The 18,263-nt window shown below is 68.7% G+C and carries 19 protein-coding genes; 11 read left to right on the plus strand and 8 right to left on the minus strand.

From position 1 onward, the window contains the following. Window positions 1-180: 180 nt before the first annotated feature. Window positions 181-981 (minus strand): SDR family oxidoreductase, encoded by an 801-nt coding sequence (locus AC0662_RS16280; protein WP_452194798.1) that lies wholly within the window; start codon window positions 979-981, stop codon window positions 181-183. A gap of 69 nt (window positions 982-1,050) precedes the next feature. Here AC0662_RS16280 and AC0662_RS16285 point away from each other — a divergent pair, with 69 nt between their 5' ends. The 3 genes from AC0662_RS16285 to AC0662_RS16295 are packed head-to-tail and all read left to right on the plus strand — an operon-like array spanning window position 1,051 to window position 3,575. Further along, window positions 1,051-1,662: a TetR/AcrR family transcriptional regulator gene (locus tag AC0662_RS16285; protein WP_452194800.1), complete on the plus strand. Its 612-nt coding sequence runs from the start codon at window positions 1,051-1,053 to the stop codon at window positions 1,660-1,662. A gap of 16 nt (window positions 1,663-1,678) precedes the next feature. Next, window positions 1,679-2,800 (plus strand): peptide chain release factor 2, encoded by a 1,122-nt coding sequence (prfB, locus tag AC0662_RS16290; RefSeq protein WP_452194801.1) that lies wholly within the window; start codon window positions 1,679-1,681, stop codon window positions 2,798-2,800. Next, window positions 2,784-3,575, plus strand: a complete 792-nt coding sequence (locus AC0662_RS16295; RefSeq protein ID WP_452194803.1) for a pentapeptide repeat-containing protein — start codon at window positions 2,784-2,786, stop codon at window positions 3,573-3,575. Before prfB ends, AC0662_RS16295 begins: the two co-directional genes overlap by 17 nt. Here AC0662_RS16295 and AC0662_RS16300 read toward each other — a convergent pair. Next, window positions 3,538-4,986 carry an MFS transporter gene (locus AC0662_RS16300; RefSeq protein WP_478301383.1) on the minus strand — a complete coding sequence of 483 codons (1,449 nt, stop codon included), beginning with the start codon at window positions 4,984-4,986 and terminating at the stop codon, window positions 3,538-3,540. The two genes, AC0662_RS16295 and AC0662_RS16300, sit on opposite strands and share 38 nt — an antisense overlap. A 101-nt stretch (window positions 4,987-5,087) precedes the next feature. Between AC0662_RS16300 and AC0662_RS16305 the strand changes: the two genes are divergently transcribed. Then, a complete protein-coding gene (locus AC0662_RS16305) occupies window positions 5,088-6,038 on the plus strand; it encodes a helix-turn-helix transcriptional regulator (RefSeq protein WP_478301385.1) in 951 nt (316 codons plus the stop codon). A gap of 56 nt (window positions 6,039-6,094) precedes the next feature. Here AC0662_RS16305 and AC0662_RS16310 read toward each other — a convergent pair whose 3' ends face one another. Together AC0662_RS16310 and AC0662_RS16315 are read right to left on the minus strand one after the other, a co-directional pair. Further along, window positions 6,095-7,975: a cellulase family glycosylhydrolase gene (locus AC0662_RS16310; protein ID WP_478301387.1), complete on the minus strand. Its 1,881-nt coding sequence runs from the start codon at window positions 7,973-7,975 to the stop codon at window positions 6,095-6,097. 92 nt (window positions 7,976-8,067) lie between these two features. Beyond that, on the minus strand, window positions 8,068-8,976 hold the full coding sequence (locus AC0662_RS16315) for a LysR family transcriptional regulator (protein ID WP_478301389.1): 909 nt from the start codon (window positions 8,974-8,976) through the stop codon (window positions 8,068-8,070). 73 nt (window positions 8,977-9,049) lie between these two features. Here AC0662_RS16315 and AC0662_RS16320 point away from each other — a divergent pair, with 73 nt between their 5' ends. Continuing rightward, window positions 9,050-9,958, plus strand: coding sequence for an EamA family transporter (locus AC0662_RS16320; protein WP_478301391.1), 909 nt, complete (start codon window positions 9,050-9,052; stop codon window positions 9,956-9,958). A gap of 4 nt (window positions 9,959-9,962) precedes the next feature. After that, on the plus strand, window positions 9,963-11,018 hold the full coding sequence (locus AC0662_RS16325; protein WP_478301393.1) for a serpin family protein: 1,056 nt from the start codon (window positions 9,963-9,965) through the stop codon (window positions 11,016-11,018). Here the strand turns inward: AC0662_RS16325 and AC0662_RS16330 are convergent. Further along, window positions 11,009-11,695, minus strand: coding sequence for a TIGR03943 family putative permease subunit (locus AC0662_RS16330; protein WP_478301395.1), 687 nt, complete (start codon window positions 11,693-11,695; stop codon window positions 11,009-11,011). The two genes, AC0662_RS16325 and AC0662_RS16330, sit on opposite strands and share 10 nt — an antisense overlap. Next, window positions 11,692-12,672, minus strand: coding sequence for a permease (locus tag AC0662_RS16335; protein ID WP_478301397.1), 981 nt, complete (start codon window positions 12,670-12,672; stop codon window positions 11,692-11,694). The genes AC0662_RS16330 and AC0662_RS16335 overlap by 4 nt, the downstream gene beginning before the upstream one ends. 29 nt (window positions 12,673-12,701) lie before the next feature. Between AC0662_RS16335 and AC0662_RS16340 the strand changes: the two genes are divergently transcribed. Continuing rightward, a complete protein-coding gene (locus AC0662_RS16340) occupies window positions 12,702-14,015 on the plus strand; it encodes a serpin family protein (RefSeq protein WP_478301399.1) in 1,314 nt (437 codons plus the stop codon). Here AC0662_RS16340 and AC0662_RS16345 read toward each other — a convergent pair. After that, window positions 13,996-14,538, minus strand: coding sequence for a TetR/AcrR family transcriptional regulator (locus tag AC0662_RS16345; protein ID WP_452194820.1), 543 nt, complete (start codon window positions 14,536-14,538; stop codon window positions 13,996-13,998). The two genes, AC0662_RS16340 and AC0662_RS16345, sit on opposite strands and share 20 nt — an antisense overlap. Continuing rightward, the gene (locus AC0662_RS16350; RefSeq protein WP_452194822.1) at window positions 14,513-14,944 is read right to left on the minus strand and encodes an SRPBCC family protein; all 432 of its coding nucleotides are present in this window, start codon (window positions 14,942-14,944) and stop codon (window positions 14,513-14,515) included. The genes AC0662_RS16345 and AC0662_RS16350 overlap by 26 nt, the downstream gene beginning before the upstream one ends. A gap of 84 nt (window positions 14,945-15,028) precedes the next feature. Between AC0662_RS16350 and AC0662_RS16355 the strand changes: the two genes are divergently transcribed. From AC0662_RS16355 to hydA, 4 genes are all read left to right on the plus strand, one after another. Continuing rightward, a complete protein-coding gene (locus AC0662_RS16355) occupies window positions 15,029-15,223 on the plus strand; it encodes a hypothetical protein (RefSeq protein ID WP_452194824.1) in 195 nt (64 codons plus the stop codon). A 2-nt stretch (window positions 15,224-15,225) separates the two neighbouring features. After that, a complete protein-coding gene (locus tag AC0662_RS16360) occupies window positions 15,226-15,903 on the plus strand; it encodes a PhzF family phenazine biosynthesis protein (RefSeq protein ID WP_478301402.1) in 678 nt (225 codons plus the stop codon). A gap of 77 nt (window positions 15,904-15,980) precedes the next feature. Then, window positions 15,981-16,823, plus strand: coding sequence for a nitrilase-related carbon-nitrogen hydrolase (locus AC0662_RS16365; protein WP_478301404.1), 843 nt, complete (start codon window positions 15,981-15,983; stop codon window positions 16,821-16,823). 33 nt (window positions 16,824-16,856) lie between these two features. Further along, window positions 16,857-18,263: a dihydropyrimidinase gene (gene hydA, locus AC0662_RS16370; RefSeq protein WP_452194830.1), complete on the plus strand. Its 1,407-nt coding sequence runs from the start codon at window positions 16,857-16,859 to the stop codon at window positions 18,261-18,263.

Raw genomic sequence — 18,263 nt, forward strand, 5'->3', positions numbered from 1 at the left:
CCGCGCCCGCGCCCCGGGCTTCGCTCACCTGGCCGTTCGGTGCGGGTAGCAGCCGGCGCCGGTGGGTGGGGACAGGAACCGGTGGGTCGGCACAGGCTATTGCCTGTGCTGAGTCCCCGCGGGGTGTGCTCAGTCCGGGGTGGGCAGCCGGCGGGGCGACGGGTGGGGATGGGTGAGGGCCTAGGTGAAGAGGGTGGGGTTGTCGGTCAGCCAGGTGGTGAAGGGGCGGGCGGTGTGGTTGGTGAGGAGTTCTACGCCGGGCTCGATGGAGGCCGGGGTGCCTACTCGGGAGGCCCAGTACGCGAGGAGGGTTTCGCGTTGGCCTTCGTCGCGGAGGCCCATTTCGGCGCGGGCCTGGTCGGGGGTGAGGTCGACGGCCTCGATGGGTACGCCGGTGACCTCGGTGATCTGCTCGATCTGGCGCCGGCGCGTCATCGACTCGGGGCCTGTCAGGGGATAGCCGCGGCCGTCGTGGCCGTTGCCCGGGCCGTCGAGCAGCACGCGGAGCGCGGCGTCGGCGATGTCGAGCTCGTGGATCGGCGCCTCCTCGGCGTCGAGGTAAGGCAGCCGGATCTGGCCGGTGGCGCGGACCTGATGGGCCCAGTACTTCGCGTTGCTCATGAACGCACCGGGCTGGAGCCGAGTCGTCGCGTACGACGCGTTGGTGATCACCTGCTCGGCCTTCGCGTGCGGGTCCTCGGGGCCACCGAGTGAGGACAGCGACGACAGCAGCACGACCTGCTTGACCCCGGCTGCTTCGGCCGCGGCGACGAAGGCGGGTGCGGACTGCGCGTCGGAGTACAGGAAGACCTGGGTGACGCCGTCCAGCGCCGGCGCCGGGTCAGCGGGGTCGTAGATGACTGCAGAAGGAAGGGAAGAGGGTTCGCGGCTGGCGACGCGGACGTCCTGTCCGGCCGCGGTCAGGCCGGTGACGAGGGCGCGGGCGATGGTGCCGCGGCCTCCGGTGACGAGAATCGTCATTGGATGTGCTCCAAAAATGTAGTGACTACAATAATGGAATCAGTAAAGCAGATGCTCTACGGTGTGGCAATGGAGCTCGGGCGCCGGGAGCGCAAGAAGCAGCAGACGAAGCAGGCGATCTCGGACGTGGCCACCACCCTGTTCCTCGAGCGCGGCTTCGACGCGGTGACGGTCGCCGAGGTGGCCCGCGCTGCCGATGTCGCCGTACAGACGGTGTTCAACCACTTCCCGGCGAAGGAGGATCTGTTCTTCGACGAGGCGGGGTGGTGGCGCGGTCCGGCGCGGGCGATCCGGGCGGCGCCGCCGGGTGCGGATCCGGTGGACGTGCTGGAAGCGCAGTACCTGGCGGAGACGCGGGAGCGGCTGGAGGTCGGTCATCTGGCGACCTGGAAGCAGTTCGTGCGCACGATCGAGGGCAGCCCGGCGCTGCTCGCCCGGCGCCGGTTGACCGCCGACGAGCTGGAGACCTCCCTCACCGAGGCCCTCGACGAGCAGTCGCCGGACCATCTCCGGAACCGCCTGATCGCCGCCCTGTACGCCGCCGCACAGAAGGTGCTCGAGGAACGCCTGATGACCGTCCTGCCCGACGACGCGACCCCCGAGGAGCTGCAACGAGCGCAGGCCGAACTCGAGCAGGCGATCGCCCAGGTCTTTGCCGTTCTCCGTCGTGGACTGGCCTGAGCTAAGCTGCTTAGTTGTGGCTGGACTGGATTTTGACGCGGAGCTGAAGCAGCTCGACGCGACGATGACCTCGATCGAGAAGGTGCTGGATCTCCCTGCGCTGCGCAAGGAGATCGACGGGCTCGGCGAGCAGGTCGCTGCGCCTGATCTCTGGGACGACCAGGCGAACGCGCAGAAGGTGACGTCGCGGCTGTCCAGTCTGCAGTCCGACGTGGAGCGGGTGACGAACCTGCGCAGCCGGCTCGACGACCTCGGCGTGCTGGTCGAGCTGGGCCGCGAGGAGAACGACGCGGACAGCCTGGCCGAGGCGGAGAAGGAGCTGGGCTCGGTCGCCAAGGCCGTCCAGTCCCTCGAGGTCCGCACCCTGCTGTCGGGTGAGTACGACGAGCGCGAGGCGCTGGTGACGATCCGCTCCGGCGCGGGCGGTGTGGACGCCGCGGACTTCGCCGAGATGCTGCAGCGGATGTACCTGCGGTACGCCGAGCGGCACGGCTACCCGACCGAGGTCTATGACACGTCGTACGCCGAAGAGGCCGGGATCAAGTCGACCACGTTCGGGGTCAAGGCGCCGTACGCGTACGGCACGCTGAGTGTGGAGTCGGGTACGCACCGGCTGGTCCGGATCTCGCCGTTCGACAACCAGGGCCGGCGGCAGACGTCGTTCGCCGCGGTCGAGGTGGTCCCGGTGCTCGAGCAGACCGATGAGATCGACGTGCCGGAAGAAGAGCTGCGGATCGACGTGTACCGGTCGTCCGGTCCGGGTGGTCAGAGCGTCAACACCACCGACTCCGCGGTCCGGATCACGCACATCCCGACCGGGACCGTGGTCTCCTGCCAGAACGAGAAGTCCCAGCTGCAGAACAAGGCCAGCGCGATGGTCATCCTGAAGGCCAAGCTGCTCGCGCTGAAGAAGGCCGAGGAGCGGGCCCAGCTGGACGCGCTGCGTGGGGACGTCGCCGGGTCCTGGGGTGACCAGATGCGGTCCTACGTCCTGCACCCGTACCAGATGGTGAAGGACCTGCGGACGCTGTACGAGTCCGGGAACACGTCGGGTGTGTTCGACGGCGAGATCGACGAGTTCATCGAGGCCGGCATCCGCTGGCGCCGCACCGGCCAGACGGTTGCCGAGAACAACTGATCTGCGCGCGGATCTCCAGGCCGACTGCGGCAACTGCTTCGGCCTGTGCTGTGTCGCGCTGACGTTCAGCAAGTCGGCGGACTTCGCGATCGACAAGTCCGCCGGCGAAGCCTGCCCGAATCTCAGCGACGAGTTCCGCTGCACGATTCACACCAAGCTGCGGTCCAAGGGCTTCCCGGGCTGCACGGTCTACGACTGCTTCGGCGCCGGCCAGGAGATCTCGAAGCGCGCCGGTAAGAGCTGGCGTGAGCAATCCGGACAGCAGATGTTCGCCGCCCTCCCGATCCTGCGCCAGCTGCACGAACTGCTCTGGTACCTGACAGAAGCCCTTGAACACAACAAGGCCGTGCAGCCCGCGATCGACCGAGTCCAAGCAGTCAGCCGTACGCCGGACCTCGCCACCGTCGACGTAGCGGCCGAGCGGGCCGTCGTCAACGAGTTGCTGCTCAAGACCAGCCAAGACATCCGCGGCAAGCAGCCCAAGAAGAAGGAACGCCGCGGCGCCGACCTCATCGGAGCGCGCCTGCGCGGAGCCGACCTGGCGAAGGCGAACCTCCGTGGCGCCTACCTCATCGGCGCCGACCTCCGCCAAGCCGACCTCTGCCAGGCAGACCTGATCGGCGCCGACCTCCGAGACGCCGACCTCCGCGGCGCCGACCTGACGGGTGCGCTCTTCCTCACCCAGTCCCAGATCAACGCCGCCCGAGGCGACCAAGCAACCAGACTGCCGAAGGCTGTTACGCGCCCCGCCCACTGGTCCGCAGCTGGTGCGTGACTGGGGTCATTAGTAGCGAGATCGCGGTGATCGCGATCGCTACTGCGGCGAGTGCGCCGCCCTGGCCCCAGGAGGTGCCTGCCAGGGACAGGTACGCCGTACCGACGGTGGCGGCGCCCAGGGCCAAGCAGGTCTGCTGGCTGGTCAGCAGGATGCCGCTACCCAGGCCCGCTTGTGCTGGCGGGACCTGGCTGAGGACGACGCCGATCAGCGGGACCATGACCAGGCCGGAGCCGAAGCCGGCGATCAGCATCGGCACGGCGAGGCGCCACGGGTCCACGTGCGGCCAGAGAGTGAGCGCCACGACGCCGAGCAGCCCGTAGCCGACGGCCTGGATGATCCAGCCGCGCACGATCAGGCCGGCGCCGTACCGGACCTGCAAGCGGGGACCGTAGACCGAGGTGACCAGGAAGCCCACGGCCAACGGCAGCAGACTCAGGCCGCCTTCCAGCGGGGACATGTGGGCCTCGCCCTGCGTGGCGAGCGCGAAGACGAACATGAAGCCGCCGAACGTGGTGAAGAACGCGACCGCGAGTAGCAGACCGATCCGCATCGCGCGCAACCGCAGTACGGTCGGCGGGATCAGCGGATGCCGGCCAGCTCGCTCGGACCGGTGCTGGTGCAGGCCGAGGAGCGCGACGGCCGGGACGGTCGCGGCGAGGCAGAGCCAGGTCCACAGCGGCCAGCCGAGGGGGCGGCCCTCGGTGAGCGGCAGGAGCAGTAGTACCAGCGTCACTGCGAGCAGTGCGGCGCCGACCAGATCGACCCGCTGCGCGCGGTCTGCACGAGTCTCCGGGAGCAATCGGAGAGCGGCCGCGATGGCCAGCACACCGACGGGGACGTTGACCAGGAAAACGGAGCGCCAGCCCAGGCCGAACACGTCGGCCTCGACCAGAATGCCGCCCAGGATCTGACCGAGCGCCGCGGCGGCACCGCCCGCGACACCGAACATGGCCATCGCGCGAGCTCGGTGTTCGCCGGTGAGCAGCGCAGAGATCGACGCGAGGACCTGCGGGGTCATCGCGGCGGCGGCCGCGCCCTGGACGACGCGGGCCGCCAGCAGTACGCCGATCGTCGGGGCGATCGCGCAGATCAGCGACATCACGGTGAACCCGGTCAGACCGATCAGGAACAGGCGCCTGCGGCCGAACCCGTCGCCGAGCCGTCCGCCGACCACCAGCAGGGTGGCGTTCGCGATGCCGTAGCTGCCGACGACGAGCTGGAGCTGACCGGAACTGGCGTGCAGGTCGGACCCGATCGCGGGCAGGGCGACGTTGATGATGAAGAACGAGAGCATCGGCAGGAAGGCGCCGAAGAGCAACGTGGTCAGCGCCACCGGGCCGAGCAGCGGTACGGCGGCCTGCGGCCGGGCGGCGACCGGGGTGGTGGCGGCTTGGAGCTGGTCTGTCATGCGTCCAGCGTGGGCGCACTCGGAACCTGGTGGTGAGAGCCTGGTTATCCTATTACTCGCAGCACCTGGCACCAGGATCGATCACTGCCCATGATGGAACCATGACCACTGTCCCAGCCGCCACCGACACTTCGCCGCCGACCGCGGGCCTCGCACGCCAGGACGTCGCGGACAAGGGCCAGCAACGGCGGGAGCTGGCAGTGTTCCTGCGCAGTCGGCGAGAGCGCATCCGGCCGGAGGAGGCCGGGTTCGCACCAGGCGGCCGGCGACGTACGCCGGGACTGCGCCGGGAAGAGGTCGCGCTGCTCGCCGGTGTCGGGGTGACCTGGTACACCTGGCTCGAGCAGGGCCGGGACATCAACGTGTCGGCGCAGGTGCTCGACGCGGTCGCCGACACCTTGCGGCTCGATCGCCAGGAGCGGAACCACCTGTTCACGCTGGCCGGACTGCAGCTCGGGCCGACGCGTGCCGAGTGCACGGTGATGCCGGAGTCGGTCCAACGGACGCTGGACGCGGTCACGCCGTACCCGGCGCTGGTACTGAATGCCCGCTACGACATCCTCGCGTTCAACGAGGCGTACTGCCGGGTGGTGCTCGACCTGCGCGAGATCCCGCTCGAGGAGCGCAACATGCTCTGGGTGACGTTCGTGTCGCAGGAGTGGCGGTGCAGTTTCGTCGAGTCCGAGTCGATGAAGCTGCACATGGTCGCGGGGTTCCGGGCCGCGATGGCCGACCACGTCGGCGAACCCGCGTGGCAGGACCTCGTCGCGCGGCTGCTGGCCGGCTCGACACTGTTCGCGGAGCTCTGGGAACGGTACGACGTGGCGGCGCCGAGCACCCGGATCAAGCTGCTGGAGAACGCCACCGCCGGCGTCCTGCGGATCGAGCCCGTCAACCTGTGGCTGTCGCAGCTCGGTCAGACCCGGGCGACCGTGTACACGCCCGCCGACGAGGAGACCGAGGCGAAGCTCCGCCAGCTCGCCGGGGCGTCCGAGGGCAACCCGTCCAAGGTCAGGGCAGCTGAGGTCAGGACAGCCGGCCGGCCCGGCTGACGGGGCGGTCCAGCCGGGCCGGCGCCCCGGCCGCCGGGCAGGGCGGCCGGGGAATCTCAGCTCACCGGGATGCCCGGATTGGTCAGCGCCTTCCCGCCGGTCATCGTGTTACTGCGGTCGGCCGCGACCTTGCAGCTCGAGGCGTTGTAGTTGGTGATGTTGAACGCGTACCGCCCGCTCCCGGTGGCCCCGGTCAGGTCGGACTTGTTGCCGCGGAACACCGTCCCGCAGCCCCATCCGGACTGCTGGGTGTGCGTCTCGTAGCCGTTGTTCGTGGTGTTCTTGCCGGTGTTGTTCTCGATCACGTAGTTGTTGCCCTTGACATCGATCCAGCTGTCGTCGAAGTTCGCGCTGGTCAGGCCGCGGCCGTCGAAGCTGTTCCCGGAAACCAGGCCACCGGTGGTTCCCTCCTTGAGGTCGACCGCCTCGCCGCCGACGTCCGGGCCGATCGTGTTGCCGAGGATCTGCACGTGGTCGGACTTGTCCGAGGTGCCGCCCGCGCTGCCGATGTACACGCCCTCGCCCATCCCGCGGCCGTCGTTGCCGGTGTCGAAGATGCGCGAGTTCTTGATCACGCCGTACGTGCTGCTGTTCCGGAAATGCACGCCTTCCATGTCCAGCCCGTGCACGGTCACGCCGTCGATCGTGACGTGGGCGGCGCTGTCGACCATGATGCCCTTCTGGCCGCCGGTGACCGTGATCCCGCGGACGTTCCAGTACGACGCCCCGTTCAGGTGCAGGCCGTAGCCGCCACCAGCGGTGAGTACTGCGTTCGCGGAGCCGGTCAGCGTGATCGGTGCCGAGGACGTGCCGGAAACCGTTGTCTTGAAGTTTCCGGTATAGGTGCCGTCGGCAAGCTTGATCGTGTCACCGGGCTTCGCACTGGCCAGCGCGGCCTTCAGCTCGGCGGAGTTGCCGACGTCGGTGGAACCCGCTGCAGCCGGGCGGTTCCGGAGGTGGTCCCGGATCCAGACACCGGCCGGTTTGAGCATCGACGTACCCGTGAAGTCGTCGCCCGCGCAGGTGCCCTCCTTGAAGACGGCGCCGGAGCGGGAGTCGTCGGAGAAGTTCCAGTTCGTCCAGCCGATCTGCTTGCTGTCCAGGAAATCCAGGTATTTCTGCGACCAGGTGAAGTCGTTGCCGCCGTCACCGGTGTAGGTCTGGGTGCCGAACTCGGTGACGAACAACGGGATCTTGTCCGCGGCGCGGGACAGTGCGTCGAGGTACTCCTGTTGATGCGACGCCGCGTAGAAGTGGAACGTGTACATCAGGTTCGACGCGTTCACCGGGTTGCTGATCACGTCGGCCTCGGTGTGGCCGTCGGAGACGCCGAGCGAGGCCCAGCCGTGGGTGCCGACGAAGATCACGCCGTCCGGGTCCTTGGCCCGGATCACCGGCACCATCTGCTCGGCGTATGACTTGATGCCGGCCCAGCTGACACCGTTCGGCTCGTTGGCGATGTCGTAGATGATGTTGTTCTTGTCCTTGTGCCGCTCGGCGATCTCGGTGAAGAACGTCTTCGCCAGCGCGAGGTTCTCGTTCGGGTCGCCCGGGTCGAGCTGGTGCCAGTCGACGAGCGCGTAGAGACCGCGTTTGGTGGCCTCCTCGATGTAGTTGTTCACGAGGTCGGTGTACTTGCGCGGGTCAGTCTCGTAGCCGCCTTCCTGCACGTACATCGAGATGCGCAGGATGTCGGCCTTCCAGTCGTTCGCGAGCGCGTCGAGCGAGGCCGTCTTGAGGCAGTTCGCGTACCACTGCAGGCCGTGCGTGCTCATCCCGCGGAGCTGGACGGGCTCGTTCCGCTCGTTGCAGAGCTTGGTGCCGCAGACGTGCAACTGCCCGTTACGGCCGACCGGCGTATCGGCGGCCTGCGCAGCTTGGATCGGAAGCAGGGTGGAAGCGGCCAGCACTGCGCCGGCCAGGAGCGAACGGATCATGAACTTCCTCCGAGGGGCGTCGGGGGATCATTAGGAAGGTTTCCTAATAGTTCTCGGAAACCTAGAGGAGATCGCAGAGTGTTGTCAACGGTTCACGCGGTGTCGCGGTCCGGCCAGGCGGCCTTCAGCGTCGCGAGCGTGACGGTGATCGCCGGGCGGCGCGACGTGGTCGTCCGCCAGACGGCGTACAGGCGACGGCTCGGCGCAGGCTCCAGCGGTACGACGACCACGCCGTCGGGGACCGGTCCGCGGCCAAGGCGGGGGAGCAGGCCGACGCCGATTCCGCGGGCGAGCATCGCGAGCTGGGTCTGGTACTCCGCGACGGAGTACGCGACCTCTGGTTCGACGCCCGCGCGGCGCATCGTGCGGATCAGCCACTCGTGACAGATCGAGCCGGCCGGCTGGCAGATCCAGCGTTCGCCCACGAGGTCCTCCGCGCGGACGAACTCCTTGCCGGCCAGTCGGTGCGAGGCGGGCACCAGGACATCGGCCGGGTCCACGCCGAGCTTCACCCGCGACAGGCCCTCCGGCAGGGCGAGTGGGGTGTTGTGCCAGTCGTGGACGATGGCGATGTCGATCTCGCCACGGTTGACTGCGGCAACGGCCTCGAACGGGTCGGTCTCGATCAGCCGGACGTCGAGCCGGTCCTGCTCGTCGACCAGTCGCGCGATCGCCGGCGGCAGCAGTCCGCGGGCAGCAGTCGGGAACGCGGCGATGCTGAGTGTCCCGATCGCGTGACCGCGTTGCTCCTCGAGCGTCAGCTCGGCGTCCTCGACCAGCTCGAGAATCTGCGCCGCGGTCGCCGCGAGCTGTTGTGCCGCGTCGGTCAGCACGATGCCGCGCCCTTGCCGCTCGACCAGCGTCGTCCGCGTCTCACGCTCCAGTTTCGCCAGCTGTTGCGACACCGCGGACGGCGTGTACCCGAGCACTTCGGCCGCCCGGTTGACCGAACCGTGCTGTGCGACCGCGTGCAACGCCCGGAGCCGACCGAGATCGATCATGTAGCACTCCTACATTGACGACGGTAGTAATCGGTGCTGGTCCTTAAGTGTACCGCCGCCGACACTGGACGACATGAAGCCTCGTGACCTGCTCCTCGCGCTTGCCGTCGTTGTCGTCTGGGGCATCAACTTCGTCGTCATCGAGGTCGGGCTCGAAGGCGTTCCGCCGCTGCTGCTGTCCGCGCTGCGGTTCTTCTTCGCCGCCGTGCCGGCGGTCTTCCTGCTCGGCAAACCGCGCGTCCCTTGGCGGTACGTCGTCGGCGTCGGGCTCGCGCTCGGGGTGGCGAAGTTCGGCCTGCTGTTCATCGCGATGGATCACGGCGTCCCGGCCGGGCTGTCCTCGCTCGTGCTGCAGTGCCAGGTGATCTTCACGGTCCTGTTCGCGATCGCCGTACTGCGGGAGCGCCCGCGGCCGGCGCAGTTGATCGGGATCCTGATCGCGTGCGCGGGGATCGTGTTGGTCGTGCTCGACCTCAAGCTGTCGGCGCCGGTCGGTGCACTGGCGCTGGTGATCGTCGCGGGCGGTTTCTGGGGCGTGTCGAACACGATCACCCGGTACGCCAAGCCGCCGGACACGTTGCGCTTCATGGTCTGGGTCAGCGCCGTCGCCGTCGTACCGCTGCTCATCCTCTCGCTGCTCACCGAGGGTCCGCGGGTCGATCTCGACGCGCTCCGCGGGATCACGCTGAGCGGCGTCGGCTCGATCGCGTACCTCGCCTTCGCGGCGACCCTGTTCGGCTTCGGGGTCTGGGGTTACCTGCTCCGGCAGTACGACGCCAGCACCGTCGCACCGTTCTCGCTGCTGGTCCCGATCGTCGGGATGACCGCGGCCTGGGTGCTGCGCGGTGAGGCCGTCGGCGCGCAGCAGGCGATCGCGGCGGTGCTGGTGATCGGCGGGATGGCGTGCACGATCGTGCGCCGCCGTACCCCGGTCGCGCCGGCACCTGCGGTCGATCGCGCGAAGGCCGATGCGCAAGGATGACTGAGTGGATGCTCAGCACGTCAGTCGCCTGACCGCTCGATGGATCGCCGCGCTGCCCGGTGAGGACAGCACGGTGATCTCCGGCCTCGGCGTCCAGCCGTTGCTCGCGATGCTGGCCGAGGTCGCGGACGAGCCCGCCCACACCGAACTCGCCGAGGCGGCCGGCGGACGGTACGCCGGTCTGCTGCACGCCCCCGAACTCCGCCTGGCGCTCGGGTTGTGGACGCGCCCGGAGATCGAACTGCAGGCGGGAGTGGATCGCTTCCTGCCACCCGAAGTACGCGGGACGTTGACCGACGCGGCCGCGCTGGATGCATGGGTCGTCGAGCAGACGGGTGGACTGCTGAAGCACATGCCGGTCGAGGTGACGCCTGAGGTGTTGCTCGTCCTGGCGTCGGCGCTGGCGTTGAAGACCGAGTGGGAGCTGCCGTTCGACGAGTACCCGCGGGGCGACCAGCGATGGTTGAGGCGTACGGACACGGACCTGGAGAGTCTGCGGGTGTACGAGACCGCGACGGGTCCGCTGACCGTTGTGACGGTGCGTGGAGTTGGCGAATTCGACGTACGGCTGGTGGTTGGTGACAGTGGACGGGCGGCCGTGTTGACGGCGGCGCTGGAGCTCGATGGGGACGGGGCGAGCGGTGCCGAGGTGCTGGCGGCCGAACGGTCGGCGCCCGGTGTCAAGGTGATCGAGACGATGTCGCCGACGCCGACTGTCATCCTGTCGCTGCCGTACTTCGAGATCGACGCGGAGCATGACTTGCTGGACCACCCGGACGTCTTCGGCTTAGCGACTGCTGCGGACAAGAGCGCGGGGCATTTCCCCGGCCTGAGTCCACAGCCGCTCGCGATCGACCAGGCGCGACAGGCCGTGATGGCGCGCTTCTCCGCGACTGGATTCGAAGCTGCCGCGGTGACCTCGATGGCCATGGCGGCTGGGTCCGCGCCGATACCTGCCGGCAAGGCGCTCTACGTTTCGCTCGAGCGGCCCTTCGGTTTCGTCGCCGGTCACCGGCCGACCGGTGTGCCCGTAGTCGCCGGCTGGGTGAACTACTCGTAGGGATTGACCGGCGCGCTGACCGGTTCGACCGACTCGACGGTGAGTGCGGCGACATCGCCGTCGACTCGTCTGGTCGGCTCGGCCCACGTGCCCGTCACGGTCACCCACTGGTTCTTCGGTGGCGCTGTTCGGCCACGGGCTTCGACCATGAACGCCGTACCGTCGGCGACGCAGCAGGTCAGACCGATGCGGGTCACGTACCAGACGCCGTTCTTCGCCGGGGTGACGAAGCCGGTGAGCTGGAACGAGCGGCCCTTCATGGTGTCCTTCTCCCACACCGCCCAGACGGCGTAGTCGCGGACCGCGAGCGTCTGCGGACCGTACCCGTGATCGCTCTGCCAGAAGGCGTTCCCCTGCGGCTCGACCGGTTTCGCGGCGACCGGGGACTGGCGTTGAGCGGCGTCCGCGCCGAGGGCCGGCGGGTCGACGACGAGCAGGGCGAAGACCGGGATCAGCAGCAACCACGCGGCCCTCGGCAGACCGTGCTCGTGCTGATCCTTCGAACGGGTGCCCACGAGGACGTCGATCACCGCGAGCACGATCAGGATCACCCCGGCGGCGAGCAACATCCACCGCATCCCGGGCTTCACGTACCGCAGGTACGTCCCCGAGGTCGCGAGCTGCACCACGGCGGCCCCGACGAAAACCATCACCAGGCCTGCCACGTTGCGCTTCACAACAACCACCACCCGACGAGCAGGCTGGCCAGCAACGCCACCACGAACGTCGCCGGCGCGAACCGGACAGCGAACTTCGGCCCGAACGTCCCGGCCTGCAAGGCGATCAGCTTCACGTCCACGATCGGCCCGACCACCATGAACGCGAGCCGCGCGGTCAGCGAGAACTGCGACAGACTCGCCGCCACGAACGCGTCCGCCTCCGAACAGATCGCCAGCAGTACGGCGAGCAGCCCGAGGATCACCACCGACAGCAGGAGATTCCCCGCCACGTGATCGAGCCACGCCCGCGGCACCACCACGTTCAGCGTGGCCGTGGCGGCTGCTCCGATCACCAGGAAGCCACCGGCGTGCAGGAAGTCGTGCAACATCGCGGAACGGAACACGTCGAACTTGCCGGCGTCGTGCGCATGCCTGTTCTTCGGGAGCTTCAGCCACGACCCGCCTCTGCCCGTGAGCAACCACAGCCAGCCGAGGACCATCGACACCGCGAGCGAGGTCACGGCCCGCGCGACCACGACCTTCGGCTGGCCGGGGAACGCGACCGCCGTCGACGCCAGCACGACCGGGTTGATCGCCGGCGCCGACAACAGGAACGCGATCGCGGCGGCCGGTGTGACCCCGCGGCTCATCAACGCGGCCGACACCGGGACCGAGGCGCACTCACAGCCGGGCAGGACGACGCCGGACGCACTCGCCACCGGTACGGCGAGGGCCGGGTGCCGGGGGAGCGCCTTGGCGAAGAACGACGCCGGGACGAACGCGGTCAACGCGGCCGACAGCGTCACGCCGAGTACGAGGAACGGCATTGCCTGGACGGTCACCCCGACGAACATCGTCGCCCAGGTCCGGACCCCGTCGTCGGTGAACCACCCGGCGAACAGCCGCCGCCCGAACAACGCCGTACCGACCAGCAGGATCAGGGTCGCGGTGAACGCGATCGAGGACCCCGAGGTCTCCTGTTTGGCCGACGTCATGCCGGAATGCTGGCAGAGTCGGAGCGGAAATGAAAATCAAGATCAGCACGGACCTGCAGGCCATCACAATCCGGCCGCCGGCCGGATCGCCCGCCTGGCGGGCAGGTCGAGCGGCGATTGTGATGGCCTGGGCGTCCGGGCGTGGCACTGTGGGGGACATGGACGCCAACGTGGTGCGCGCAGTCAACGACCTCACCACCCGCTGGGCCGGCTCGCTTCCAACGGGGAACTCCGTGGTCGCTGGGCTCGGCCTGTGGCCGTTGCTTGCCCTGCTGGCCACCGCCGCCGACGAGCCCGGTCGTGCGGAGCTGGCCGCTGCCTCCGGGGTGAACGCCGACACCGCCGCGACCGACGCGATCCGGTTGATCGAGGCGATCGAGGACTCCGCCGACCTGCACGCCGCGCTCGGCGTCTGGGTGAACGAGAACCTCAAGCTCGCCGAGTCCTTCGACAGCGTGATGCCCGCGCCACTGGTCGGCCTGCTGACCGGCAACGCGAGCGTCGACAAGGCCAAACTCGACGCCTGGGCCGCCGACCACACCGACGGTCTGATTCCTGAGATGCCGCTCGACATCGACAGCGACCTGCAGCTCGTGCTGGCCTCGGCGCTGCTGCTGCGCACGACCTGGGTCCGCCCGTTCACCGAACAGATCCGCCGGGTCCACGACGGCGCCTGGGCCGGCTCATGGCACTGGCTCGAGCGCGCGGACGACGACCTCGACACGGTACGGCGCTACGAGCATCCGTCGGCCGCGTGGCTCACCGTCGCGACGGTCGCCGGTGACGCCGACGTCGACGTACTGCTTGGGATCGGACAGCCGCAGATCGCGCGGGCCGACGTACTGGCGGGCTTGCTGGATGTGGCGGCGCGGCCCGACGACGGGGTGCCTGGGAGTGTGCTGATCGAGCAAGGTGAGACCGGTGCGCAGGTCGCTCCCGGTGTGCGGATCGGCAAGACGACGGCGCCGCGGCCTGATGTGAAGCTGACGGTGCCGTCGTTCAGCATCGAGGCCGAGCACGATCTGGTCGAGTCGCGGGAACTGTTCGGGCTGACCGCGGTGACGTCGGATCCGGGTGCGGAGGGGCACTTCAGCGCGCTCAGTCCGACGCCGTTGCGGGTCGGGCAGGCGAAGCAGAAGGTGCTCGCGCGGTTCTTCGCGACCGGGTTCGAGGCGGCAGCGGTGACCGCGATGGCGATGACCCGGGCCGCGATGGTCACGCGCCAGCACCCCCGGCTCGAGGTATCGCTGGACCGGCCGTTCGCGTTTGCCGCCGTACTGCGGGACTCGCGGCTGCCGATCGTGGCGGGCTGGGTCGAGACGCCTACCGAACCGGGAGCGTGAACAGCCGGTTGAGCAGCGCGGACGCCTCGTCGACGTCCGCGCGATCACCGGTCAGCAGCAGGTCGAAGAGCAGCCCGCGCGAGGCGGCCAGACCGAGCCGCGCGTACGCCGGTGCCTCGGCGGGCGGGATGCCTGCTCGGACGCACAGCTCGGTCAGCGGTGGCAGCCAGACGTTGACCAGGTCCGCCTTGAGCGACTCGGTGTGGGGCAGGTCCTGCATCGCGTGGGCGCTGAGCTCGAAGAACAGCGGACCGTAGACGAGCGCGGCCTCGGTGACGCGACGCCAGAACTGCTCGGCCTGCTCCTCGACCGGCAGATCCGACAGCGCCGCGAGCAGGTCACGTTGCTGCTGTTCGACCGTGCGGACCACTTCGGCGAGCAGGCCCTCGCGGGAGCCGAAGTGGTAGATGAGCATCCGGTGACTCGTGCCGATCGACGACGCGATCGTCCGCAGACTCGCGTCCCCGATCCCATGCTTCGCGAAATGCTCGACCGCGTCAGTGAGCAGACTGTCCCGACTCACTAGCCTCCTTCAGCTTCTGTGTCTCGGTGGCGATGTAGCGCTTGGTGAGACTGGCGTACAGCTTGCCGAACAGCCAGCCGAGCGGGCCTTCCTGGATGATCGTCGCGGTCGCGACGGTGCCGTCCGGCGTACTGATCACGCGGTGGCCGCCGGTGGTCTTGATACCGGGCGCCTTGGAGACCCACTCGAAGTACTGCCCGTCCTCGAGCTTGGTGACCTCCCAGACGGCGACCGGGAGCTTGGGCTGCCGGATCCGGGTGCGGGAGCCGAGGTGGATGCGGCCCGCGTCGAGCCGCTCGACGGAATCGACGGTCGGGGTCCAGTCGGGCCACCGCTCGACGTCGCTGAAGACCTCCCAGACCCGCTCGGGCGGAGCCTGGATCGTGCTGGAGTGATCGAAGCGCATGTACCAAATGGTACATCAGGTCTTCGTGAGGTCTCGGCGGGCGGTCTGCGTCCCGCGGACCCACGACAGGTAGGGTCTGGGGCCATGGCTGACCAGAATGTCCCGCACCACGTGGAGAACGAGCAGGACCCGGGTGCGAGCACGCAGATGTTCCGCGCCTTCGTCAACGAAGGTGAGACCGAGGCGAAGTCCGAACCCAAGCTGAACGGCCGCGTGCTCGCGATCGTCGGCGCCGCGGTCATCCTGATCGCCGTCGTCGCCGCGATCGCCGTTCTCTGAGTTTGACCGACCTCCCGGTCGAGGTCGTCAGGGTCTTCACCGACCCGGACGGCCGTTTCGGCAACCCACTGGGCATCGTCGACGGCCGCCTCGTCCCGGAGACGGACCGGCAACGCGTGGCCGCCGAGCTCGGCTACAGCGAGACCGTGTACGTCGACGACGCCGCCACCGGCACGCTCCGTATCTACTCCGCCACTGGCGAGATGGCCTTCGCCGGTCACCCGACGGTCGGCGCGGCGGCCTGGCTCCACACGCACGGTCACCGCGTCGACACCCTGCACGTCCCCGCGGGCCCCATCCCCGTCACGCGCTCCGGCGATCTCTACGCCGTTCGAGCCGACACCACCTGGGGCAGCGCCTGGGACTGGCACCACCTCTCCTCTCCCGAGGAAGTCCTGGCCGCCGAACCTGCGTCGTACTCGGCCGGCCATACCTTCCTCTGGGCCTGGCAGGACGAGTCCGCGGGCATCATCCGGGCCCGGGCCTTCGCTCCCGCCATGAATGTCGAGGAGGACGAGGCCACCGGCTCCGCCGTCACCCAACTCACCGCGCACCTCGCCCGTGACCTGCTGGTCGTCCAGGGCGCCGGGTCCCAGCTGCACACCACGCACGAACCGCCGGCCCACGCCACCGTCGGTGGCCGCGTGCTGGCCGCCGCGTCACGCACCATCAGGATCTGATCGCGGGTTCGCGGCATCCATTGACGGGTGGTAGGCGGCGGACGGAGCATGGGGACTTGGCTACTCGGGGAGGTCTGGTGGCGGACGTTGTCAGGGCTGCACTCGTTCAGACGTCGTGGACCGGTGACAAGGAGTCCATGATCAAGGCGCACGAGGACTACGCGCGGCAGGCCGCCGCCGCGGGGGCTCGGGTGATCTGTTTCCAGGAGCTGTTCTACGGGCCCTACTTCTGCCAGAAGCAGGACGCCGAGTACTACGAGTACGCCGAGTCCGTCCCGGGGCCGACGACCGAGCGCTTCGCAGCGCTCGCGCGCGAGCTCGGCATGGTGATGGTGCTGCCGGTGTACGAGCAGGAGCAGCCCGGCGTGCTCTACAACACCGCCGCCGTCATCGATGCCGACGGCACCTACCTGGGTAAGTACCGGAAGAACCACATCCCGCAGGTGAAGGGCTTCTGGGAGAAGTTCTACTTCCGCCCGGGCAACCTCGGCTACCCGATCTTCGACACCGCGGTCGGCCGGATCGGCGTCTACATCTGCTACGACCGGCACTTCCCGGAGGGCTGGCGGGCGCTCGGGCTGGCCGGCGCGAAGATCGTCTTCAACCCGTCCGCGACCAGCCGCGGCCTGTCGGCGTACCTGTGGAAACTCGAGCAGCCCGCGTCCGCGGTCGCGAACGAGTACTACATCGGCGCGATCAACCGGGTCGGGATCGAGTCCGAGTTCGGCGACAACGACTTCTACGGTACGTCGTACTTCGTCGACCCGGAGGGCAAGTTCGTCGGCGACACCGGCCACGAGCACGATCCGGAACTGATCGTCCGGGACCTGGATCTCGGGCTGCTGGACACCGTCCGGGACCGCTGGCAGTTCTACCGCGACCGCCGGCCGGACGCGTACGGAGACCTGACGAAACCGTAGCGAAACGCAACCGCTCAAAGGGGAGTGGCCTGGATGTCTTTGCTGGTCAAGGGTGGAACCGTCATCGGACCGACCGGGACCCGGGTCGCGGACGTGCTGGTCGAGGGCGAGAAGATCGTCGCCGTCCTCGACCCGTCGTTCACCCCGGCGATCACCGCGAACGAGGTGATCGATGCCACCGGCAAGTACGTGATCCCGGGCGGCATCGACGGGCACACGCACATGGAGATGCCGTTCGGCGGGACGTCGGCCAGTGACACGTTCGACACCGGCACCCGCGCCGCGGCGTACGGCGGGACCACGACGATCATCGACTTCGCGATCCAGCGCACCGGCGAAGTGGTGCAGGACGGGCTGGCGGCCTGGCACGCGAAGACCGCGGGCGAGTGCCACATCGACTACGCGTTCCATATGATCCTGGGCGGCGTCGACACCGACGCGCTGAAGGCGATGGACCAGCTGGTCGCCGACGAGGGCATCACGAGCTTCAAGCTGTTCATGGCCTACCCGGGTGTCTTCTACTCCGACGACGGCCAGATCCTGCGCGCGATGCAGACCGCGCGGGAGAACGGCGCGCTGATCATGATGCACGCCGAGAACGGGATCGCGATCGACGTCCTCGTCCAGCAGGCGATCGCCCGCGGCGAGACCGACCCGATCTACCACGGCATCACCCGCCCGGCCGCGCTCGAGGCGGAGGCGACGAACCGCGCGATCGCGCTCGCCGAGGTCGCCCGGGACTGCCCGCTGTACATCGTCCACCTGTCCGCGAGCGAGGCCCTCGCGAAGGTCTCCGAGGCGCGCGACCAGGGCCGCAACGTGTTCGCGGAGACGTGTCCGCAGTACCTCTATCTGACGCTGGAGGACCAGCTCGGGGCGCCCGGGTTCGAGGGGGCGAAGTGGGTCTGCTCGACGCCGCTGCGCAGCAAGCACGAGTCGCACCAGCGGGACCTGTGGAAGGGCCTGCGGAACAACGACCTGGCGATCGTGTCGACCGACCACTGCCCGTTCTGCATGAAGGACCAGAAGGAGCTCGGCCTCGGCGACTTCTCCAAGATCCCGAACGGGATCGGCGGCGTCGAGCACCGCGTCGACCTGGTCTACCAGGGCGTGGTGGACGGGAAGCTGTCGCTGGAGCGCTGGGTGGAGACGATCGCGACCACGCCGGCCCGGATGTTCGGGCTGTACCCGCAGAAGGGCATCGTGCAGCCCGGGTCCGACGCCGACCTGGTGATCTACGACCCGGACGGTACGACGCGGATCGGGGTCGCGACGCACCACATGAACATGGACTACTCGGCGTACGAAGGGGTCGAGATCCAGGGCCGCGTGGGCACGGTGATCTCGCGCGGCGAGGTGATCGTGGCTGACGGCAACTACCACGGCCGGAAGGGTCGCGGGAAATTCCTGAAGCGCGGTCTGTCGTCTTATCTGATGTAG

Source organism: Kribbella sp. NPDC043289 (assembly GCF_056436705.1).